The 22,061-nt window shown below is 39.4% G+C and carries 19 protein-coding genes; 7 read left to right on the top strand and 12 right to left on the bottom strand.

Features of this window, described 5'->3' with window-relative positions:
- Positions 1-106: 106 nt before the first annotated feature.
- The 8 genes from EZ444_RS06485 to EZ444_RS06450 all read right to left on the bottom strand — a co-directional run bounded on the left by EZ444_RS06485 (position 107) and on the right by EZ444_RS06450 (position 9,772).
- On the bottom strand, positions 107-1,021 hold the full coding sequence (locus EZ444_RS06485; protein WP_131607921.1) for a nucleotide-diphospho-sugar transferase: 915 nt from the start codon (positions 1,019-1,021) through the stop codon (positions 107-109).
- Positions 1,022-1,081: 60 nt separating this feature from the next.
- Positions 1,082-1,708 (bottom strand): FkbM family methyltransferase, encoded by a 627-nt coding sequence (locus EZ444_RS06480; RefSeq protein WP_205945216.1) that lies wholly within the window; start codon positions 1,706-1,708, stop codon positions 1,082-1,084.
- A gap of 472 nt (positions 1,709-2,180) precedes the next feature.
- Positions 2,181-2,396 (bottom strand): hypothetical protein, encoded by a 216-nt coding sequence (locus EZ444_RS06475; protein ID WP_131607919.1) that lies wholly within the window; start codon positions 2,394-2,396, stop codon positions 2,181-2,183.
- A 139-nt stretch (positions 2,397-2,535) separates the two neighbouring features.
- Positions 2,536-4,056 (bottom strand): thiol-activated cytolysin family protein, encoded by a 1,521-nt coding sequence (locus EZ444_RS06470; protein WP_131607918.1) that lies wholly within the window; start codon positions 4,054-4,056, stop codon positions 2,536-2,538.
- Between the two features lie 296 nt (positions 4,057-4,352).
- Positions 4,353-7,385, bottom strand: coding sequence for a translation initiation factor IF-2 (gene infB / locus EZ444_RS06465; protein ID WP_131607917.1), 3,033 nt, complete (start codon positions 7,383-7,385; stop codon positions 4,353-4,355).
- Between the two features lie 116 nt (positions 7,386-7,501).
- Complete coding sequence (nusA, locus tag EZ444_RS06460) at positions 7,502-8,737, bottom strand: transcription termination factor NusA (protein ID WP_090783111.1); 1,236 nt, start codon at positions 8,735-8,737, stop codon at positions 7,502-7,504.
- A 2-nt stretch (positions 8,738-8,739) separates the two neighbouring features.
- Positions 8,740-9,204 carry a ribosome assembly cofactor RimP gene (gene rimP / locus EZ444_RS06455; RefSeq protein WP_131607916.1) on the bottom strand — a complete coding sequence of 155 codons (465 nt, stop codon included), beginning with the start codon at positions 9,202-9,204 and terminating at the stop codon, positions 8,740-8,742.
- 130 nt (positions 9,205-9,334) lie between these two features.
- Entirely contained in the window at positions 9,335-9,772 is a 438-nt protein-coding gene (locus EZ444_RS06450; protein ID WP_131607915.1) for a hypothetical protein, read from the bottom strand.
- Positions 9,773-9,790: 18 nt separating this feature from the next.
- Here EZ444_RS06450 and EZ444_RS06445 point away from each other — a divergent pair, with 18 nt between their 5' ends.
- Together EZ444_RS06445 and EZ444_RS06440 are read left to right on the top strand one after the other, a co-directional pair.
- Positions 9,791-10,141, top strand: a complete 351-nt coding sequence (locus EZ444_RS06445) for a phage holin family protein (RefSeq protein WP_131607914.1) — start codon at positions 9,791-9,793, stop codon at positions 10,139-10,141.
- Between the two features lie 172 nt (positions 10,142-10,313).
- Positions 10,314-11,336 carry a PDDEXK nuclease domain-containing protein gene (locus EZ444_RS06440; RefSeq protein WP_131607913.1) on the top strand — a complete coding sequence of 341 codons (1,023 nt, stop codon included), beginning with the start codon at positions 10,314-10,316 and terminating at the stop codon, positions 11,334-11,336.
- 116 nt (positions 11,337-11,452) lie between these two features.
- Here the strand turns inward: EZ444_RS06440 and cphA are convergent, their stop codons facing one another.
- The gene (gene cphA / locus EZ444_RS06435; protein ID WP_131607912.1) at positions 11,453-14,068 is read right to left on the bottom strand and encodes a cyanophycin synthetase; all 2,616 of its coding nucleotides are present in this window, start codon (positions 14,066-14,068) and stop codon (positions 11,453-11,455) included.
- 273 nt (positions 14,069-14,341) lie between these two features.
- On the opposite strand from cphA, the gene EZ444_RS06430 reads away from it, so the two are divergent.
- On the top strand, positions 14,342-15,217 hold the full coding sequence (locus EZ444_RS06430) for a cyanophycinase (RefSeq protein WP_131607911.1): 876 nt from the start codon (positions 14,342-14,344) through the stop codon (positions 15,215-15,217).
- A gap of 5 nt (positions 15,218-15,222) precedes the next feature.
- Entirely contained in the window at positions 15,223-16,065 is an 843-nt protein-coding gene (locus EZ444_RS06425) for an isoaspartyl peptidase/L-asparaginase (RefSeq protein ID WP_131607910.1), read from the top strand.
- A gap of 5 nt (positions 16,066-16,070) precedes the next feature.
- Here EZ444_RS06425 and EZ444_RS06420 read toward each other — a convergent pair whose 3' ends face one another.
- Complete coding sequence (locus EZ444_RS06420) at positions 16,071-16,310, bottom strand: helix-turn-helix domain-containing protein (protein ID WP_131607909.1); 240 nt, start codon at positions 16,308-16,310, stop codon at positions 16,071-16,073.
- An 18-nt stretch (positions 16,311-16,328) separates the two neighbouring features.
- On the opposite strand from EZ444_RS06420, the gene EZ444_RS06415 reads away from it, so the two are divergent.
- From EZ444_RS06415 to EZ444_RS27575, 3 genes are all read left to right on the top strand, one after another.
- Positions 16,329-16,727 (top strand): HEPN domain-containing protein, encoded by a 399-nt coding sequence (locus tag EZ444_RS06415; protein ID WP_317130119.1) that lies wholly within the window; start codon positions 16,329-16,331, stop codon positions 16,725-16,727.
- Positions 16,728-16,768: 41 nt separating this feature from the next.
- Positions 16,769-17,059 carry a hypothetical protein gene (locus EZ444_RS06410; protein WP_131607907.1) on the top strand — a complete coding sequence of 97 codons (291 nt, stop codon included), beginning with the start codon at positions 16,769-16,771 and terminating at the stop codon, positions 17,057-17,059.
- 193 nt (positions 17,060-17,252) lie between these two features.
- Positions 17,253-18,458 carry a DUF1398 domain-containing protein gene (locus tag EZ444_RS27575; protein WP_225874652.1) on the top strand — a complete coding sequence of 402 codons (1,206 nt, stop codon included), beginning with the start codon at positions 17,253-17,255 and terminating at the stop codon, positions 18,456-18,458.
- A 134-nt stretch (positions 18,459-18,592) separates the two neighbouring features.
- Here the strand turns inward: EZ444_RS27575 and EZ444_RS06400 are convergent, their stop codons facing one another.
- Both EZ444_RS06400 and EZ444_RS06395 read right to left on the bottom strand, forming a co-directional pair.
- The gene (locus tag EZ444_RS06400; protein WP_131607906.1) at positions 18,593-20,917 is read right to left on the bottom strand and encodes a Tex family protein; all 2,325 of its coding nucleotides are present in this window, start codon (positions 20,915-20,917) and stop codon (positions 18,593-18,595) included.
- Between the two features lie 155 nt (positions 20,918-21,072).
- Complete coding sequence (locus EZ444_RS06395; protein WP_131607905.1) at positions 21,073-22,059, bottom strand: pyruvate dehydrogenase complex E1 component subunit beta; 987 nt, start codon at positions 22,057-22,059, stop codon at positions 21,073-21,075.
- Between the last annotated feature and the right edge of the window lie 2 nt (positions 22,060-22,061).

The following is a 22,061-nucleotide window of genomic DNA, read 5'->3' as shown; positions in this document are numbered from 1 at the left end:
TTTGATGTTCTGCAATCTATGATCTACCTAAGCTCATTGAACAGGAAGCTCAGGAGCAAATCTCAACGAATATATATAATCTAACCAGCCTACGCAACCATCGTTCCTATTTACCTTTTATTTTTTTCCAAGTCCTCGAAAAAACATTTTTCTGCTTTATTGGAGGCTCATATTCCTGCCTTTGTTGTGTGTAGAGATCTGCCTCCACGTTTGGTATAAAGAAATATGGATGTACGATTGAATCTATTTCTACAGTCTCCAAATTAGCAAACTCATGATCACCTATTGTATGTGTCGCATCCGCTCCAAAGCCAATATTCTTAATGAAATTCTGATTAGGCGCGATACTTAAGTAATTATGGATAATGGTAAAGTAAGAGTATTGGTAATCCCAAGTATCAATTTTACCATGATAAGTATCGTGTAAATTCTTGTACCAAGTTTCTTTATAAGGCGCATGGCTTGCCAAATTTTCTAAATCGGACTCTTTAAAACTAGCAAAAGAACTCATGTTAACATCATAGTTATTCCATGCTCTTCGCCAACTTGCCCAACCCCAAATGTGTGGAAGTCTGGAAAAGTAATAGCTACTTTCACCCCTTTTTATTCCGTTTTGGAAGTTTGCTCCACTAATATGGCCAATTCTATCGTCATCTTTATATTTCTCCAATAAACTTGAGCAAAATCCAAAGAAACTTGAAGAGGGCAGACAATCATCTTCTAAAATAATCCCTTGTTCTTCCGCTTCAAAAAACCAGTTAATTGCGTTGCTCACAGCAACCCTACAACCCAAATTCTCCTCTTGAAAAAGAACCTTCAGTTCACAGTCCCAAGTTACATTTGTGGCTATCTCTCTAACAAGTTTACACTTCTGAAATTCGTCTACATTACGTGGCCCATCAGCAGCAACATATAACCTTTTCGGTTCAGCTTCCTTTATTGCCTGAAATACTTTTGAAGTAGTATCAGCTCTATTAAAAACTAAGAATAGAACTGCATCTTCTCGATTGTATTTTATCATACTAATTATAAAATTCCAAAGATATTAAAGTCCCCAAACCTACGTGAAAGCCTCATCATTTTAAATAATTAAGCTTTCATGCTTAAAAAACACTGTTTTAACGGTTTTAGCGAAAAATTCATATTGCTCCTTTTCCATAAACCTATATAAATCAGAATCCATAAACTCAGCAATAGATAAATCACACTCTATTAAAACGACCTTAGGCTTATACTTAGTCCAATTGTTTGAGATTAAAATCTGGAAATCAAACCCTTCGGCATCAATTGATAAAAAATCAATTTCTTGATTTGCTGGCAAGTGATCATCCAAAATAGAAGCCAATGTACTTGTTTCCATTACAACCGTCTTATCAATCCAATAAGAATCTTTTTTTTGATATTCATTAGCAAGTTCCAATGAGAAAGTATTCAAAGCAGTTTCATTGAACACATAAAATGGCATCTTCTCCTTAAGATTAGATACGGGGATTTCAAGGTTAATATCAAGAGGCCTAATACGATTAAACGGCTCCATACTCCCCGGACAGGCATCGATGTTTATACCCCTCCAGCCGTTTTCATAGAACTTATAGGTATTAGAGAATCTTATTGGATGATGGGCACCTACGTCAACAAAAAAACCATCCTGTCGATTTCCAAAAACCCGGGATAAGATTCCATCTTCACCTTCTTGTGAATATGACAAATTTAGATATGAAATTGGTTTAGCTTTCTTTAAGCCTAGTAATGTACGAAGTCCCATGTATTATAATAATGTCCCTAAAGGTAATAAATTATAACGTTTTAAAAGGTGAACACATGTATTTAAAAAATAACTGGCTGTGAAAGCCCGGCTCTAGATACCTTCAACAGGACCTTCTATATATTGACCAAAAAGTCGCTAAACGATAATCATTTCTTTTTTTCGAACAAAAAACCCTTATCATATCCAATAAACTGCTGGCCTATTGCTGTTGTCGTCTATGGTATAATAAAAGTTCAAAACATGATCGGAAAAATGCTTTTAGGCTCGTTCAACAATCGACCCACCAAAATCAATCGCATTTAATCTATTCCTATTTTCGACCAACCTATTATATACAACAGCGAAGAAATAATGCCATAGGGACACTCTATTTGATCAAATAACAATAGAATCCTGGCTGTACACAGCTTCATTATTCTTGACTTCTAATAATAATGCTTTGCTTTCCCAACGATGTTGCCAGCTTCATATCCCGAAGCACGCCTTTTTGCTTCATTCCAACTATTGAAGTATCCAAACCAACCATATGGATGGACGTTTTTAGCTTCTTTTTAAGGATATTTTTAATCTTGAGCATGGCTAACAATACTAAATTACCGTCCGTTTGAAGAAATAAAGTTCTTGGCATTACACCATTTTGAGACCCATTGGATACTCCGATCTACAGCCTATGGCAGGTTCAAGATGAATTTGAATAAATAGAATAACAGATAATCGGGTATCTAAATTAGCGTCCCGATTATCTATTATTCTATCAATTCAAAATATTAATTGGGAGAATTAAAAGCATAAAACTTTATGCCATTTTCAATCCATCCATTTGCAAGAGGATTATACGTCATATCATAAAAGTATCCGTAAGTAACCTGAGGATGAAAGAATTGGTGAATAGGAACTCTAAAATCACCTGGCACGTTGTACGCATAAAAATCAGGCTGCCCAGTGGATGCCCACTGATCAAGCCCAATGGTGTTGTTGGTCGTTAGACAATATATAGCTTTGGTCTTATGTTGCATAATATATACAGGAACCGATCCTGCAACCTGAGTCCCATAAACATAAATCGGATCATTTGTTATGCGTCTCCAACCCGGACGTCCTTCCATAAAGTTACTATTGATTGTATATATATGTCCAAACTGCGTGGAGTAAAAATTATACAATAATCGCTTAGCACCAGAACAATCACTAGTATAGTAATCCCCATTGATAAGGGTATTATAAATACCATGATTTTTTGCATTTCTCAATCTATAGGCTATAATAGCACCTCGCGAATTAGTCGTTAAATTACCACTCTTAACAACGTAATCATGAAATGCTTGTAAACCACTAATGGTCTCTGCAGCCAAAGTAGATGAACCTCCAATTGCTGTTCCACTAATTGTCATTTCTTCCGTTACATCCTTCTCCTCCTGTTCTATGTTACCTCCTCCATTAGCACCCCAAGCATTAAAAGTAACTTTTAATGCTTTTTTAACGCGAGTAGAGTCATAAGAGCTTTCTACTAAAAGATAAGCACTTCTTCCGTAATCTATACTGGATACATAAACCGGAGCTATACCGGAATCATAATCGATAGGCTTATTGAAGAGATTTCCATCCTGAGGAATGTCTATATCAGCAGTAAAAAACTTCTGATAAATCTTTAACAGATAGTAATTTTTGTTGTTAACATTGTTTTCATTATAATTAGCAATAGAGGTAAAAAAAGATCCAATATTTAGATTTGCTCCAGCAATCATTTCGATCTCTTTCTTAGACCTTATTTGGGTTACTTGAAAGGTAAAACTAGCTGGCTGTTCCCCAACTATTGGAGAATTGGTAATTTCTTGCATAGCTTCTCTAAAAGAGCTGAGCTGGGGAGTGATCGTTTTAGAAATAGGTCCAGTAGCCCCTTGAATTGAAACGGAGAATGTGACAGGCTTCCGAATATAATCTGAAGGAAGAAAAACTGGAATGTATTGCCCTGTTTGAATACTATTACCATCCAAAAGAGATCCCACATAAAGTATGTCAGAAGTAGGATCTAATACACTTAATTTGTCAAATGTTTGAGACTGCGTATGCAAAGTGGATACACATCCGGAACCATTGTTGGTCGTTGCCACGGACATTCTTTTTCCAATTTTAGTGGAGATTGAAAAGAGCGGTTCGTTGAGATTACTAAATTGATTATTCTCGTTCGTTATTCTGTTTTCAGAATTGATGTTTTGTTGGCTTTCCTCCTTCTTGCAGGAATAAAGAAGGCAAAGTAAAGCTAATGAAAGCGATAATATTTTATTCATATTTTTATTTTTTTCTAAAAATGAAAATATATAACGAAATAAAACTCAATACTACGTGAATGCCCCGTTACACTACGCGAATGAGCACCGTCATTACGTCAATGATATTCTGACATAAAAAACAAAGATATTCTATGAATACAAAATAAAGAGACCTTTGCTCCAAAACAACCGACTGAAATTAAGCTTTTATAGACATCTCATCAATAAACTAAAGGCACAGCAAAAAAATAATTATACAAAAAAAGCGCATTGAAGTTATCCTCCAATGCGCTTTTTTAATATAGTTTGTTTACTTACAACTTCCTTTTTACTTCAACTTGTTCGTAAGCTTCTACAATATCGCCTACCTCAATGTTATTGAAGTTCTGGATGTTCAATCCACACTCGTAACCTCTTGATACTTCTTTCACGTCATCTTTATAACGTTTCAATGAAGCCAGTTCACCAGTGTAAACTACCACACCATCTCTAACGATACGGATCTTGCTGTTACGTGTAATCGTACCATCTAATACCATACAGCCGGCAATTGTACCAACCTTAGTGATTTTAAAGGTATCTCTGATCTCAACGTTAGCCGTGATCTTCTCTTCGAACTCAGGAGCCAACATACCTTCCATCGCCGCTTTGATCTCGTTGATCGCATCGTAGATGATAGAGTATAAACGGATATCTATCTGTTCAGCCTCGGCCAATTTACGTGCACCTGTTGAAGGACGCACCTGGAAACCGATGATGATCGCATCAGAAGCAGAAGCTAACAATACATCAGACTCTGAAATCTGACCAACCGCTTTACCAATGATATTGATTTGAATCTCTGGAGTAGACAGTTTCAATAATGAATCTGATAATGCCTCGATAGAACCATCCACGTCACCTTTAACGATCAAGTTAAGCTCTTTAAAGTTACCGATAGCCAAACGACGACCGATCTCATCCAATGTAATGTGTTTCTGAGTACGAAGCCCTTGCTCACGCATCAATTGTAAACGTTTGTTTGCAATCTCTCTAGCTTCAACTTCACTTTCCAGTGCATTGAATTTATCACCTGCAGTAGGTGCACCTTGCATACCCAATACCTGTACTGGTACCGATGGACCTGCTTTATCTACTTTTTGACCACGCTCGTTAAATAACGCTTTAACTTTTCCACTGTAGCTACCTGCAAGGATAGGATCACCTACCTTTAAAGTACCTGCTTGTACCAGAACTGTAGTCACAATACCACGTCCTTTATCAAGTGTAGCTTCAATTACGCTACCAGTAGCACGTTTATTAGGGTTAGCTTTAAGATCCAGCATTTCTGCTTCTAATAATACCTTCTCTAATAACAGATCTACATTTTGTCCGCTCTTACCAGAAATCTCCTGAGACTGGAAAGTACCTCCCCAATCCTCAACCAAGATATTCATGGCTGATAATTGTTCACGGATCTTTTCAGTATTTGCACCTGGTTTATCAATTTTTGTGAAGGCAAATACCAATGGTACGCCTGCAGCCTGTGCATGGTTAATGGCCTCTTTTGTTTGAGGCATCACCGCATCATCCGCTGCAACAACAATAATTGCAATATCGGCTACCTTCGCACCACGAGCACGCATCGCCGTAAAGGCCTCGTGACCCGGTGTATCCAGGAATGTTACTTGTTTACCTGTTGGTGTAGTTACCATATAAGCTCCAATGTGCTGGGTAATACCACCGGCCTCACCTGCTACCACATTTGCTTTACGGATATAATCCAACAATGATGTCTTACCATGATCCACGTGTCCCATAATGGTAACAACTGGTGCTCTTGGCAATAAATCTTCTTCAGTATCTTCTTCTTCAATAATGATGTCACTTTCATCATCCGGTTTAACGAATTGTATTTCGTAACCAAACTCATCAGCAACAATAGTCAAAGTCTCAGCATCCAAACGTTGGTTGATCGATACAAACATACCTAGACTCATACAAGTCGCGATAATTTTTGTAACCGGCTCATCCATCATCGTAGCCAATTCATTCGCCGTTACAAACTCCGTAACCCTAAGTACACGTGATTGTGATTCCAGCTCCATTGCTGCCTCATCAGCAGACAACGCAACATCATCACGTTTCTGACGACGAAGTTTTGCACGTTGAGCAAATTTACCAGATTTACCAGCTCCACTTAAACGAGCAAGTGTTGCTTTAATCTGATCTTGTATTTCTTTTTCCGTAGGTTCTTCTTTAGGTCCGCCAGAAGGTGATCCTGGTTTGCTGTTCCTAAAATTAGGCCTGTTGGCTGTATTGTTAGTATTGTTTCTAAAGTCCGGTCTGTTCGCAAAAGTTGGGGCAGGTTTAGGAGTACCCGGCTGTCCGCCTTGTACTTGTTGACCGCCTTGGTTTTGACCACCACCTTGCTGTTGTCCTTGACCAGGTTGGCCAGGATGTCCACCAGGAGTTTTCTTGCGTTTACGTTTTCTTTTCGCATCAGCACTTTCTCCCGAAGAAGCTACTGGCTGTGATTTACGATCAGGCGTTACCGGCAAGGTAATCTTTCCAATGATATTAGGGCCAGAAAGTTTTACTGACCGTGCTTTAATCACTTCAGTTTCTTCAGGCTTTTCAACTTTTGGTGGTTCAGGAGTTACTTTTGGTGCAACTACTGGCTCAGGAGCTTTAACCACTGGTGCCTCAACAACCGGTTTTGGTTGCTCTTCAGCTTTAGGTGTTTCCACAGGCTTAACAGGTTCAGGTTTTATTTCCGCAACAGGCTGTTCAACCGGCTTCTCTACTTCCTTAACCGGCTCAGGTGCTTTTTCAATAGGAGCAACCGGCGCTACTGGTACCACAGGTGTTTCAACCTTAGGTTCCGGTGCTGGAGCTTCCTCTTTCTTAACAGGGCGTGTTTTAGCATTTAAATCATCAAGATTGATCTTTCCTACTATTTTCACACCAGGTAAAGAACCTTCTTCAGCTTTCTCTTCTACTTTCTCAGCAGCAGGAGCTTCTTCCTTAGGCTTCTCAGCGGGAGGAGTATAAGCATTCAGGTTTTTAACTAAAATCCCTTCGTTTTCAAATTCAACATTTTTCTTAGGTGCTTCAGCAACTTTATCGGTTACTTCCGGCTCATCACGACGAATTTTACCAATAACAATTTGATTGGCTTCTTCTTTTACGATCTTATCGCCCTGAAACTCTTTCAACAATGCATTGTACATGTCGCGGGAGAGCTTAGTAGTGGGTTTATTCTCAACAGAAAAGCCTTTCTTTTCTAAAAACTCAACGGCCGTAGCTATACCTACGTTAAGTTCCTTAACTGCTTTAAATAAAATTATTGGTTTGTCGTCTGACATTGATATCCTATTTTTTCTTTAATTCTTATACAAAAGTAACGTTTATTCTTGTTTATTTCATGTGTAGGCAATTAGTTTTTAATTACTACATTATTTTGTAAACACCATAGCCAACGTTATTCAAACTCTGATTTTAAAATACTCATGACTTCTTTGATGGTCTCTTCTTCTAAATCGGTACGTTTAACCAACTCATCAACAGACAAAGCCAACACACTCTTAGCTGTATCACAACCAACAGATTTCAACTCATCAATGATCCAGCTATCGATTTCGTCCGAGAACTCTTCGATATCCACATCCTCATCTTCTTCACCTGCTTCGCGGTACACATCGATTTCGTAACCAGTTAATTTACCAGCTAGTTTAATGTTATGTCCACCACGTCCAATTGCCAACGAAACTTGATCTGGCTTCAAATAAACTGAAGCATGTTTAGTTTCATCATCTAATTTAATAGAGGTGATTTTTGCTGGGCTCAATGCCCTTGTAATATATAATGAGATATTGTTTGTAAAGTTAATCACATCAATATTCTCGTTTTTAAGCTCTCTAACGATACCGTGGATACGTGAACCTTTCATACCAACACAAGCTCCTACCGGATCAATTCTGTCATCGTATGATTCTACAGCAACCTTAGCACGCTCTCCTGGTTCACGAACGATTTTCTTAATGGTAATCAAACCATCAAAAATTTCAGGAACCTCGATTTCGAACAAACGTTGTAAAAACTCAGGCGCAATTCTCGAAATAATGATCTTTGGCGTAGCATTTACCATATCCACTTTCAAAATCACCGCACGAACAGAATCTCCTTTTTTGAAGTAATCCGCTGGGATTTGCTCCGTTTTCGGCATCATCAACTCATTACCTTCATCATCAAGCACCAAAGTTTCTTTTTTCCAAACCTGGTAAACTTCACCCGTAACGATCTCACCAACTCTGTCTTTATATTTCTTAAAGATTTCGTCTTTCTCTAATTCCAAGACTTTAGAAACTAGTGTCTGACGGGCGGCTAAAATCGCTCTACGACCAAAACTCTCCAATGTGATCTGCTCAATGTAGTCGTCGCCAACTTCCATGTCCGGATCCAATTGTTTTACCTCCGCCAATTCAATTTCTAAATCATCATCCTCAGAAAAGCCATCTTCCATCACTTTTCTGGTGCGCCAGATTTCCAAATCTCCGTTGTCCGGGTTAACAATTACATCGCAATTCTCATCCGTACCATATTTTTTACGCAACATACTGCGAAATACCTCTTCCAGCACACTAATCACTGTAGGACGGTCGATGTTCTTGAAGTCTTTAAACTCTTGAAATGAATCGATTAAATTAATATTGCTCATTTTTATTTAAATGAAATTAAAACCTTTGTTTCTGTTATATCATTAAAGTCTATGCTGGTTTCTACCAACTGAACCTTTTTACCTTTTTCTTTAACCTTTGCTTCTATGGTTATGCTGTTTTCATCAGCACTTAACAACTTCCCTTCTTTCACCTCGCCACCTGTCAGCTTTACACTTAGCTCGCGTCCAATATTTTTAACATATTGTCTTTTAAGCCTTAAAGGTTCACCCACTCCTGGCGAAGATACTTCCAGATTATATGCCTTTTCAATTGTATTTTCCTCTTCCAAATGAAAACCTACATGCCTGCTAATGGCCGCGCAATCCTGAATACTAATCCCCTCATCGCCATCAACATGTATAATAAGCTTATGATTTGGCAGCATCTTAACCTCAACTAAAAACAACTCCGGCCTATCCGAAATCTTCTCTTCAACTAATTCTGTTACTCTTTTTTCTACCTGCATAACCAATTTGCCAATAATAGAAAAGAGGGGACTTCTGCCCCCTCTTACCTCTATTACAGCGCAAATGTATGAAATATTTTTATAAATTAAAAATGCTATAACACAATGAGTTCTAATATTTAAATTGTTCCTACCTGGTTAGTAATTGTTGATGCGCTCTTACCCCAGGTTTCAACTCGTTTTTCAGCAATTCTTTTACACTCCCAAACCTAGCGTTCAAATGAGTTAAGACCAGATAGTCTCTTCCTTTTACAAAAGGCGTTTTAGGGATAAAAACAAGATTGCTATCTGTAGCTACAACTTTACCCTCAATCGGAAGCTCAGTTAACGTCGAGTCCTGATCGGATGGCGTTTGCAAAACAGAGACCAAACCATTAAGCGTCGAATCTGCTCCAGAGGATTCATTTTGTAGCTGCAACAAGCCCGAGCGATCGATATTATCAAATACAATAGCCGAACTATCCGCAGAAAAGCCTATTAAAAGTGGCTTGTTATTTGCTGATGAACAGGCGAACAAAAAAATAACAAACAAAAAACCACCAAACGATCTAACAAAACATTTAACCATACCGCTAAATTAAACATTATGAGATTTATTGTAGAAATATTATTGACCGGACTTGCAGTATTTATAGGCGCCCGTTATTTGGTGCCAGGCGTCACAGTAGACGGCTTCGGAACAGCCGTTATTGCAGCTCTTTTAATTGCACTAGCCAACGCTACTATTGGATTTATTTTACGGGTACTCACCTTTCCCGTTAATTTTTTAACGCTTGGATTGATTTCTTTTATCATTTCGGTGTTAATGATCTTATTGGTTTCCAATGTGATGTCGGGATTTCACGCTTCAGGATTTTGGGCAGCGGCGTTTTTAGCCATTGTAGTCGCAATCATCAAGGCCATATTTGGGTCCATTGGTGGGACTGAAAGAAACTAAAACCTACTTTAACAACCTTTATTTTTTTTAAAAAAAATAAACAGGTCGATTTAAGAGAAAACTTTAAAATAATATTTATTTTTTGTGGATGTTATAGCCTGGAATGCATAAGTTAAGCGACAGTAAATCTCAATTTCCTGATTCGAGATCTAGCTGCTTAAAAACTTAGGCTATGGAATTAGAAAAGCAACAAACGCAATTCATCTTAGAGATCAAAGAAAAAGTAAGAAGCGCTCAATACGAAGCACTAAAGACAGTAAACACCCAGCTCATTAATCTATATTGGGAAATTGGCAAGTCAATAACCGAAAAACAGAAAGATGGCTGGGGAAAATCCATTGTACCCAAACTGTCTACTGAACTGCAAAAAGAGTTCCCCGGAATTGGTGGATTCTCCTCTCCAAATCTTTGGCTAATGGCACAATTTTACACTGAATATCAATCAGTTACAAATCTCGTACCATTGGTACGAGAAATTAGCTGGAGCAAGCATATCACTATATTAAAAAAATGTAAAAATGACATGCACCAACGCGAGTTCTACATCAGAGCGACTAAAAAATTCGGCTGGACAAAAGATGTGCTCATTCACCAAATAGAGAACAAAACCTTCGAAAAATATTTGTTAAACCAAACTAATTTGGAAAAAGCCTTGCCTGAGCCACAAAAGAAATTGGCTCAATTGGCGATAAAGGATCATTATACTTTCGACTTTTTAAATATTACAGAAGGGCATCAGGAAAGCGATCTCGAGCAAACATTAATAAAAAATATAAAAAGCTTTTTATTAGAGATGGGGAGCGACTACGCTTTTATTGGCAATCAATACAAACTGGAGGTTGGCGGACAAGAGTTTTTTATTGACCTTTTGTTGTTTCATCGAAAACTTCAGGCAATGATTGCCATAGAGCTAAAAATTGGAGATTTTCTACCAGAGCATAAAGGTAAAATGGAGTTTTACCTTGCTGTACTAAATGATAAAGTACGGCTACCTCATGAAAATGAATCAATTGGAATTATTATTTGTAAAAATAAAAACAGGACCGTTGTAGAGTATTCCTTAAATACAAGTTCACTTCCTATTGGAGTAGCTACTTATAGCACAACTAATACACTACCCAATGAGTATAAGTCACTTTTGCCAAGCGCAAAAGATATAGAAGACAAGTTACAAGGGTTCTTTAACGAAACATAAGCTCCAAACAAAACAGGACGCCCATCTCAATCTGAATATCAGCTAGTTAAAATCTCGTACCAATGGTACGAGATTTTAACTAGCGCAAGCATATCAACTATATTAAAAATCCAACACTAAACGCCCAATTCCTTATCCAGATATTCAGACACTTTAGCGACCGCATCACCGATCGTACCACTCAAAATTGTGATAAATGAACCCGATTTTGTAGTCGCAATCAGGTATTTTAAACAATCATCACCACTGTTGTTAATCATAACTTCCATATCAGGCTTCACATCAGCAATTCCTTCCAGCAATAAATCGATCAAATCCTGAGGAACACGCCCACGAAGGTATTTTTCCTGACAGATGATAATTTTATCGAACATCTGAGCGGAAATACGTCCAGTTTCTCTAATATCCTCATCTCTTCTATCTCCAGTAGCAGAAATCACACCAATATGCTCAGTAGCTTCAATAGACTTCAGATAAGTTTTAATACCATTATAACCATTGGCATTGTGTGCAAAATCAACCAGAACCTTAAACTCTTTAAAGTTGAAGATATTCATCCGCCCTGGTGTTTGAGCCGCCGAAGGAATAAACGTTTCTAGTGACATCCTGATATCCTCAATCTTATATCCCCATAAAAAAGTAGTCAACGTTGCAGCCAATACATTTTGGATCATAAAATCTACACTACCACCAAAGGTTAAAGGAATATGGGTTACTTTCTCTACTCTGATCTTCCAATCGCCCTTTTTAATCGTGATGTAACCATTCTCGTAAACTGCCGCTATCCCTCCTTTTTTACTGTGCTCTATAATAACTGGATTATTTTCGTCCATGCTAAAATAAGCCACATTACAATCGGCATTGCCCGCAATTTTAATACAGTATTTGTTATCGGCATTCAATACCGCCCAGCCACTTCTTTTAACCGAACCAATAATTACCGCTTTTACCTTAGTCAGATCATCCAGCGTATGAATATCCGAAATCCCAAGGTGATCTTCCTGTATATTGGTTACCACGCCAATATCGCATTGGTTAAAACCCAAACCGGCCCTTAAAATACCCCCACGAGCAGTCTCCAAGACGGCGAATTCTACCGTAGGGTCCCTTAATATGAACTCAGCACTAATAGGGCCAGTTGTGTCGCCCTTCATCAGCATGGTATTCTGCACATAGATGCCATCAGAGGTGGTAAAACCCACTCTAGTACCATTGCTTTTCAAAATATGCGCAATAAGTCGGGTTGTAGTTGTTTTTCCATTGGTACCAGTAACCGCAACAATAGGAATCCTTGCCGATTTACCTGGCGGATAAAGCATATCAATTACTGGAGCAGCAACATTTCTTGGCAAACCTTCACTTGGGGCCAGGTGCATCCTGAAACCAGGTGCCGCATTAACCTCCAATACAACCCCGCCATTTTCAGGTAAGGGCTGCGTAAGGTTCTCGGCCATAATATCAATTCCGCAAATATCCAACCCAATAACCCTTGAAATACGTTCACAAATAAATACATTCTGAGGATGCACAAGATCTGTCACATCTATTGATGTACCGCCTGTACTTAAGTTGGCTGTAGATTTTAGATAAACAATTTCACCTTTCGGCGGAACCGTTGCAAGTGTATAACCTTTCTTTTCCAGCAAATCGATAGTATCACGATCTACTCCGATCTCTGTTAAAACATTCTCATGTCCATATCCCCTTCTAGGGTCTTCATTTTCTTTATCAATCAATTCTTGTATCGTTCCTTGTCCATTACCTGTTACATGAGCAGGAACACGCAAGGCCGCAGCAACCATTTTATGGTCGATAACCAGAACTCTGAAATCATATCCAGTTATGAAACGTTCTATAATGATTTTACGGGAATAAGTTTTAGCGTATTCAAAAGCCGCAGCAGCCGCTTCATCGGTTAGCACATTAATAGAAGCACCCTTGCCATGATTTCCATCCAGCGGCTTAAATACCAATGGATAGCCAACCTTTTTTATGGCATCTGGCAAATCTGCTACATCAGAAATGGTCACGCCCTTAGCTACAGGAATAGCCGAGTCTTGTAAAATCCTTTTGGTTTCATCTTTATTACAGGCAATATCAACAGCGATACTATTGGTCCTTTCTGTCATAGTTGCCCTAAAGCGAACCTGATTTTTACCATAGCCCAATTGCACAAGAGAACCTTTATTTAACCTTATCCAAGGAATATCCCTCGAAATAGCCTCATCTATAATTGAGCCCGTGCTGGGACCAAAACGTTCTATCTCTCTCAATTCGCGCATCCGCTGAATATCAGCCTCCAGGTCATACTCCTGATCATTGATCAAGGCTTCTGCAATTCTAACAGCAGATTCAGCAGCAAATACACCTGCTTTTTCTTCGATATAGCTAAACACAACATTGTAGATACCTTCTGTTTTAGTCTGCCTGGTTCTTCCGAAACCCGTATCCATTCCAGCCAGCGTTTGGATTTCAAGCGCAATGTGTTCAATCACATGCCCCATCCAGGTGCCTTCTTCAATACGAGCTAAAAAACCACCAGGCGCACCCTTTGAGCAGCGATGGGTATATAAACTAGGCAGCAACTTTGCTATCCGTTCCCCAAAACCTTCAATCACATTTGTCGGCCTCTGCTCCATCTCTTCCAGATCCAAACGCATTTGGATTAACTTCTTCCTTCTAATTGACCATATATTCGGTCCACGGAGCACCTGTATGCCTAAAATATTCATATCGAAATTATTGTTTTATGTGTTGATTGTGACCGCATTATAGGAATCTTTTACAGTTATCATGATACGGTCAAATGGAGACATTAAAGTTGGGCATATTTTTCTAATAAATTACTACTCCAATATGGATTGTTTACATCTATTTTTCGCAAGGGCGAAATCTGGAAAACCGTCCAAAAAATCATAAATAAATCCCATTATTATTAATAAAAATGGCAGATTTTACACTATTGCATATATATTTGGAATTATTGATAATATATTACAGGCAAAATGACTCCAAAAGGGAAATTAATAATAATAGGGGGTGCAATAAATACAGGAAGTTTTACAGAAACTATGTTTGGATTGCCCCAGAATATGAACTTTTTTGAAAGGGGCATTTTAAAAAGAATCACAACAGAATCATCAAAGAATACGGAATCGCGCTTTGAGATCATCACGACTGCATCTTTAATACCCGAAAAAGTAGGCGAAGAGTACATTAAGGCATTTGCCCAACTTGAGGTTCATAATGTTGGGGTACTAAATATTGCCAAAAGAGAGCAGGCCAATGCAGCAGAAAATTGTGCTCGTGTAAAGGCCGCAGATGTGATCATCTTTACTGGAGGCGATCAACTCCGCCTATCCTCCATCTTTGGAGGCACTTCAATTCACCAAATCCTGCTCGACAAATATCAGGATGAAGCGATTGTGATTGCAGGTACATCTGCCGGAGCGGCTGCCAGTTCAAAAAACATGATCTATCAAGGAAGCAGCAAGGACGCCTTGTTAAAAGGAGAAGTAAAAATTACTGGCGGATTGGGCTTTATCGACGGCGTAATTGTAGATACTCATTTTGTCCAAAGAGGAAGAATCGGCAGACTTTTATATGCTACGGCCAGCAATCCAGGAATCCTGGGCATAGGCTTAGGTGAAGATACAGGCTTATACATCTCAAATGGCAATACCATGGAAGCCATTGGCTCAGGTATGGTAATTTTGGTAGATGGGAGAAATATCACCGATACTAACCTTACAGATGTAGAGATGGGACAACCGGTATCCATCAGTAATATGACGGTTCATACCATGTCCGACGGCGACGTATACGACCTTAGCTTACACCAACTCACTATCCACCATCCAAAATCAGTTTCAATAGACTAACAGCAATGAAAATTATTATTCATGGTGGCTTTTTCAGTGAGTCGGCAACCAACCAGGAAACGAAAAAAGCAAAACAAGACGCCCTTTCGGATATTACCCAACAATCCTACAACTACCTAAAAACACATACTGCCTTAGAAACCGTTGTTTTTGGTACGAAATTATTGGAAGACAATGACCTATTTAATGCCGGTCTGGGTTCACAAATACAAAGTGATGGCAAGGTACGGCTAAGTGCCTCCCTTATGGATGGAATAACCCAAAAGTTTAGCGGAGTCATCAATATAGAAAACGTACAACACCCAATAAAGATCTCGGAAAGTCTACTGGCTTACGATGATCGCGTATTAAGCGGAGATGGCGCGCTCACATTTGCCCGCAATAACGGTTTCGAGTTCTACAATCCCATTACTCCGCAACGCCAACAAGAATACGAAGCAAAAAAAAACGAATCCTTACGCAAAGGAACAGTAGGCTGTGTTGCTTTAGATCAATACGGCAACCTTGCCGCAGCAACCTCTACAGGAGGTAAAGGCTTTGAGATCCCATGCCGCGTTAGCGACTCCGCTACTGTAGCCGGCAACTTTGCCAACCAACACGCAGCCATTTCCTGCACAGGAGTTGGCGAAGACATTGTAAGCGCCGGCCTTGCCACTAAGATTGTCACCCGCGTAACCGACGGCTTTACCCTTAAAGCTGCCTGTGATAAATCATTTCAGGAATTAGCTACCATTGATGGCTTTGCCGGTGTTATTGGCATTAGCGCAACCGGAGAGGTATACCATACAGATTCTCACCCATACATGGTCTGGGCAGCGTTTGATGAAACACTAAAAGTCTTCGGATAAAATACTTACCCTTGTAAAGGCTGATCCGGAAAGAAATCTTTGATAGAGCAATTAAGAATACCAGCGATCTTGTTTAAGTGGTTTAGATTATATTTATCAGGTGTTTTACTGCTTTCAACGTTACCAACAAATTTTGAACTTAGCCCGATTTCTATCGAGAGGTTAACTTGACTTATGCCCGCCTTAAGTCTTAGCTCTCTCACTTTATCAATCACAAATTGTTCTATTTTAGAAATTTCACTCATTTAATAGCTAAGTAAGACATTATTGAACAGCATAATGTATGCATATTTATGCTGCATCAGGCTGTAGAACAAACCTGTATTGCACTGATCAGGGTGCATCTGGCCTATCGAGCAGAGATGCGTAATTTACGCCGTCTTTTACACCTCTGCTCCTGCTTTTCAAATGCCCCCATAGAAATGTTCTTATCCGGTAGCCCTGATGACGAAAGACTTTTTGAAGTATTGCTTAAAAGTTATTCGAGAGCGAGATACAAAGATACTTTTAACATTTCCGAAGATGACTCCTGGTTTTTATACAATAAGATTATTGCGTTTGTAGCACTTGCTAAGGTAATGTGTGAAGAGAAGATAGCACAGTTAACACAACAAGCCATGTTATATAACGAATTTGCCAATCCAGCCACAGCCGCCAATTAGCAACCAATTTTACTATTCAATACTGATTTAAAAATAAGATTATGGAAAACATCATGAAAAAACTGGATTACCAGCCCGCAAATTTATCAGACTATGAATTAGAAAACCCTCTAAGCACAATGGTCGACTTTTTGGATAACAATGATCTCCATCATATCAGGGAAAAAGCTTGGCAACTCTATAAGGGATGGGTGAATAACTCAGTCAGATTTACCGAGGGAGATGAAAATGCCGATATGCTATACTTTTACACCCAACTCATTGAATTTATAAATGCGGCGTTTATATATACGGAAAAGAGGAAACTGGAAATTCAGCCATCTAAGGGATGAAAATAAATAAGCGATCGGTCTGCCTAGTATAATACTCCAAATATAGTCCAAGTATAGTCCAACTATACTCCAACTTTTAATATAAAAACATGGAGTATGATTACTGTTTAATCTTTTTTAACTTGAAATTTTGTAGTACGCTAACCAAACCTTATCTTAGATCAGTTGTTTATTTATAAAAAACATATAGATCATGGCAAAATTTGACGGAAAATTCCTGACAGGCGTAATAGGACCTGCTGTTTTTAAGAAGTATCGCAACATGCAATTGGTTACAGGCAAATCCAGGTTGACAAAGGAGAAGCAAACTGAAAACACACACAAAGCAGCAACTCAATTTGGGATCGCCAGTACGCTGGCAGAACAATTCCGGAGCGTTACAACGGAGATCATCACAGATTTTTATGATGGAACAATGGTTTATCGCTTTAGAACGGATGTACAAAAGGCCTTGAAACAAGCATTCAACGCTCAATCTGAAACTTATCATTTTACAGCCAACAGTTTTGATCGGCTCAATGGTTTTGAATTTAATGCGGATTCACCGGTAATGGATAATTTCTTTGTGCAACCTGAGCAGCGCATCGAGGGAAATATCCTGACCATCAAATTGCCGGAAATGCTTGTTTCAAAGGACATGAAATTTCCAGCAAAAGCGACTTCCTGCTTGCTAAACATCGCTGTGGGGATGTTTGACCTTACTTATGGAAATAGAACGATGTGTCCGATTCAGTCGATTGAAATTCCAAATGGTTCAAGAGATAACGTTATTCCTGCGCAGGAACTTAGTTTTGAAATAGAACCAGGCTGTTTATGCATTTCTATGTTTTCATTTCAGTTTATACAAAAAACATTTTCTGGTAACCTGATCATCAATAGTAAAACCTTCAATCCTGTTGCTGTATTCAGAGCAGTAATAGCGGATGGAATAGTAGATAACGAACAGACAGAAAAATGGGATGAGATGTCAGTTGTGAGGGATTCTAAACATTTTAATAAACCCAAAATGGAACTTAAAGCGATTGAGCAGGAACAGGAGAAAGTGAAAAGTGGAGCAGATTTCCCTAAGTACGTTCAAGCGATCAAAGAGTTAGGCGTAGCAGAATTTGTGACCTACGTATCCAATAGCCATACCCTGTATTCTGGGCATAATGGCCATCAGCTAAGCTCCAAGGCACAATATGAACCTTTAGTCGTCGCTGCTGTGGGTAATAAGAAAAAGTTTAGGAAGTATTTGAAAATGCATCAGGCAGGGCAAACGGATTACCTCAGCTTTTGCAGGCATTGTGCGGAAACAGGAATCGATAGATGGATAGTGAATTTATCATTGATGACCTGCACTTATTATGATCAGAAACATCAGCTCGTCCTGACAGAACCGATCCCAAATTCCGAATGAAATTGATTTTAACATACGAAAGGCAGAAGTCAAACCCCTGCCTTTGTGTTGTGAATAAAAAAATCACCCAGAAGAGGCCTCAGCGTTCTTGGAGCTTCTTCAGCGACAAGTAATGCAGCCTCTGAAGAGAATGGTTATTTTTTAAACATATTTTTCAACGCCTCTAATTTCAATTGCAAATCCCCTTCAGGCAATGCTTTCTCTTTTTGCCCAGACTTTTGCTGAGGCTTAGCCACCGCTTTTTTATGCTGATCCGGCTTCGCAAAAGACCTGGCACCAGAACCCTTAGCCCTATCTCCGCTCCCTTTATGATCCTGCTTAGGTTTTGCTCCTACCTCTTTTTTCATAGACAAAGAGATACGCTTTCTCGCGACATCCACCTCCACAACAGTAACCTCAACCTTTTGGTGTACTTTAACAACCTCATTCGCATTGGCTACAAACTTGTCAGCAATTTGACTGGTATGCACCAAACCATCCTGATGTACACCTATATCTACAAACGCCCCGAAATTGGTAATATTAGTTACAATACCCGGCAACTTCATTCCTACTTTCAGATCAGCGATTTCATTTACGCCATCAGTGAAGCTAAACACCTCAAACTGCTCACGTGGATCTCTTCCCGGTTTAGCCAATTCAGCAAGGATATCATTTAAAGTAGGCAAGCCAATTTCTTCGCTCACATACTGCTGAGGTTTAATCTGCTTTTGCAAGTCAGTATCTTTAACCAACTGATTTACGCTACAATTTAAGTCTCTCGCCATTTTATGCACCAAAGCATAACGCTCAGGATGCACACCACTCGCATCTAAAACAGCCTCCGCATCCCTAATTCTTAAGAAACCAGCTGCCTGCTCGAATGCTTTATCACCTAAACGTGGCACTTTCCTTAAGCTTTCGCGATTTTTAAACGCACCATGTTCATTGCGATAATTGACAATGTTTTGTGCCAACTGAGGACCTAAACCAGACACATAAGCCAACACCTGCTTAGAGGCCGTATTCAACTCAACACCTACCGCATTTACGCAGCTCATTACCGTATCATCAAGCGAAGCCTGCAATTTACTCTGATCCACATCATGCTGATACTGACCTACACCTATCGATTTAGGATCAATCTTCACCAATTCAGCCAATGGATCCATCAACCTGCGACCAATAGAAACTGCACCTCTTACCGTAATATCTTGTGTAGGAAACTCTTCACGCGCCACATCCGATGCAGAATAAATAGAGGCTCCGTTTTCACTCACCATCACCACTACAATACCTGGAATATTTAATCCGCGAACAAAAACCTCAGTTTCCCTTCCGGCGGTACCATTACCAATTGCAACAGCCTCAATATTATATTTGGCACAAAGCGAGGTAAGCGTCTCTGCTGCCTTTTTAACATTCCCCTGCCCTGTGTGCGGGTAAATGGTTGTATTTTCTAATAATTTGCCTTGCTTATCCAGACACACCACCTTACATCCGGTACGGAAACCAGGATCAATAGCCAGCACATCCTTCTGTCCCATTGGAGCAGCAAGTAATAACTGACGCGCATTCTCAGCAAATACACGAATAGCCTCTTCATCGGCCTTTTCTTTAGAAAGACTTCTGATTTCCGTCTCCATTGCAGGGCCAAGCAAGCGCTTATAACTATCCTGAACAGCCAATTTAACCTCTGCAGCACAGGCATTGTTACTTTTAACAAACTGACGTTCGAGGATATCAATGGCACCTTCTTCAGCCGGAGTTGCATCCAGCTTCAAAATCCCTTCATTTTCTCCACGACGAATAGCCAGAACCCGGTGAGATGGCGCTGTTTTAAGCGACTCTTCCCAGTTAAAATAATCTTTATATTTAATTCCTTCTTCTTCTTTCCCTTTGATCACAACAGACTTAAAAGCGGCCTTTTGCTGGTAATAATTACGCATAGCGGTTCTCGCCTCAACGTTTTCATTTACCAACTCGGCAATAATATCCCTTGCCCCTGCCAGTGCATCAGCCAAAGAGGTTACACCTAGCTCATCGTTTAAGAACTTCCCTGCCTCTGTTTCCGGCGCTACCTTACCTTGTTCCAATAGAAATAACGCCAAAGGCTCTAATCCTTTTTTCCTCGCCTCAGAAGCCCTTGTTTTGCGCTTAGGTTTATATGGCAAGTAAATATCCTCGATGGTAGCGATATTTGTTGCAGCATTAATCTGCGCTTCCAATTCAGGACTAAGTTTATCTAGTGCTGCAAGCGCCTTTAAAATAGCCTCTCTGCGCTTATCCAATTCCCTCAATTGTTGAAACCTGTCGCGAATACCTGCTACCTGTACCTCGTCCAAGCTTCCTGTCGCCTCTTTCCGATAACGTGAAATAAAAGGAACTGTTGCTCCCCCATCCAGTAATTCAATAGTAGCGATAACTTGTTTTTCCGTTACTGCCAATTCAGCAGCAATGATTTTAGAATGATTGCTCATTTATATTTTGTTTGATCTCCCAACGTACAATTGCCGCCAAAAATAAACCTAACAATTGACATCCTAAAATAAATTATGGTTAACAAAAAAAATCCTGCCGGTATTACCGACAGGATCCTATATCATCATGCGCTCAGAAAAGCGGCAATAATTTTTTATTTATTCACGTACATTACTTCTTTAACTGCTTTTACCACTTTTTCTGCGTTAGGTAAGCTCGCCGCAATAAGGGTCGGAGCATAAGGCAATGGTACATCTGCACAAGTAATGCGCAAGATTGGAGCATCTAAATAATCGAAAGCATTCTTTTGAACGTTAAATGCAATCTCAGAAGAAATTGAAGCCAATGGCCATGCTTCTTCTACAACCACTAAACGGTTGGTTTTCTTAACAGATTCAATGATTGTTTCATAATCAATAGGACGTACAGTACGTAAATCGATCACTTCAACACTAATTCCTTCTTTAGTCAATTCCTCAACCGCAGGGTTTACCACGCGAGTAAGCATTTTACCAAAAGTAACGATGGTTACATCAGTACCTTCTTTTACCACATTGGCTTTACCAATTGGCAGGTAATATTCTTCTTCAGGAACTTCACCTTTATCACCGTACATTACTTCCGATTCCATAAAAATAACTGGATCTGGATCAAGAATAGCTTGTTTAAGTAAGCCTTTAGCTTCGTAAGGAGTAGAAGGAACTACAACTTTTAAACCTGGACAGTTTGCATACCAGTTCTCAAAATTCTGGGAGTGCTGTGCACCTAACTGACCTGCATTACCTGTTGGGCCACGGAATACGATTGGAACAGGAAACTGACCGCCACTCATAGACAACATTTTAGCTGCACCATTAATGATCTGATCTATAGCAACCAAAGAGAAGTTAAAAGTCATAAATTCTACAATCGGAGTTAATCCGTTCATTGCAGCACCTATAGCAATACCGGCAAAGCCTAACTCAGCAATCGGTGTATCAATTACACGTTTCTCGCCAAACTCATCAAGCATACCCTGACTAACTTTATAAGCGCCATTGTACTGCGCAACTTCCTCGCCCATAAGGAAAACGTTTTCATTTTTACGCATTTCTTCGCTTAAGGCTTCACGCAAAGCTTCTCTAAATTGAATCTCTCTCATTG

The sequence above is a fragment of the Pedobacter hiemivivus genome, from assembly GCF_004331685.1.
GTDB lineage: Bacteria > Bacteroidota > Bacteroidia > Sphingobacteriales > Sphingobacteriaceae > Pedobacter > Pedobacter hiemivivus.
The sequence above is the reverse complement of the archived record's forward strand: the minus strand, read 5'-3'. Positions and strand labels throughout refer to the sequence as shown.

What these genes read in the sequence shown, in the direction of transcription:
- EZ444_RS06485 (WP_131607921.1), bottom strand. Translation starts at nt 1,021, where the DNA reads ATGATAAAATACAATCGAGAAGATGCAGTTCTATTCTTAGTTTTTAAT.
- EZ444_RS06475 (WP_131607919.1), bottom strand. Translation starts at nt 2,396, where the DNA reads ATGCCAAGAACTTTATTTCTTCAAACGGACGGTAATTTAGTATTGTTA.
- EZ444_RS06470 (WP_131607918.1), bottom strand. Translation starts at nt 4,056, where the DNA reads ATGAATAAAATATTATCGCTTTCATTAGCTTTACTTTGCCTTCTTTAT.
- infB (WP_131607917.1), bottom strand. Translation starts at nt 7,385, where the DNA reads ATGTCAGACGACAAACCAATAATTTTATTTAAAGCAGTTAAGGAACTT.
- nusA (WP_090783111.1), bottom strand. Translation starts at nt 8,737, where the DNA reads ATGAGCAATATTAATTTAATCGATTCATTTCAAGAGTTTAAAGACTTC.
- rimP (WP_131607916.1), bottom strand. Translation starts at nt 9,204, where the DNA reads ATGCAGGTAGAAAAAAGAGTAACAGAATTAGTTGAAGAGAAGATTTCG.
- EZ444_RS06450 (WP_131607915.1), bottom strand. Translation starts at nt 9,772, where the DNA reads ATGGTTAAATGTTTTGTTAGATCGTTTGGTGGTTTTTTGTTTGTTATT.
- EZ444_RS06445 (WP_131607914.1), top strand. Translation starts at nt 9,791, where the DNA reads ATGAGATTTATTGTAGAAATATTATTGACCGGACTTGCAGTATTTATA.
- EZ444_RS06440 (WP_131607913.1), top strand. Translation starts at nt 10,314, where the DNA reads ATGGAATTAGAAAAGCAACAAACGCAATTCATCTTAGAGATCAAAGAA.
- cphA (WP_131607912.1), bottom strand. Translation starts at nt 14,068, where the DNA reads ATGAATATTTTAGGCATACAGGTGCTCCGTGGACCGAATATATGGTCA.
- EZ444_RS06430 (WP_131607911.1), top strand. Translation starts at nt 14,342, where the DNA reads ATGACTCCAAAAGGGAAATTAATAATAATAGGGGGTGCAATAAATACA.
- EZ444_RS06425 (WP_131607910.1), top strand. Translation starts at nt 15,223, where the DNA reads ATGAAAATTATTATTCATGGTGGCTTTTTCAGTGAGTCGGCAACCAAC.
- EZ444_RS06420 (WP_131607909.1), bottom strand. Translation starts at nt 16,310, where the DNA reads ATGAGTGAAATTTCTAAAATAGAACAATTTGTGATTGATAAAGTGAGA.
- EZ444_RS06410 (WP_131607907.1), top strand. Translation starts at nt 16,769, where the DNA reads ATGGAAAACATCATGAAAAAACTGGATTACCAGCCCGCAAATTTATCA.
- EZ444_RS27575 (WP_225874652.1), top strand. Translation starts at nt 17,253, where the DNA reads ATGGCAAAATTTGACGGAAAATTCCTGACAGGCGTAATAGGACCTGCT.
- EZ444_RS06400 (WP_131607906.1), bottom strand. Translation starts at nt 20,917, where the DNA reads ATGAGCAATCATTCTAAAATCATTGCTGCTGAATTGGCAGTAACGGAA.
- EZ444_RS06395 (WP_131607905.1), bottom strand. Translation starts at nt 22,059, where the DNA reads ATGAGAGAGATTCAATTTAGAGAAGCTTTGCGTGAAGCCTTAAGCGAA.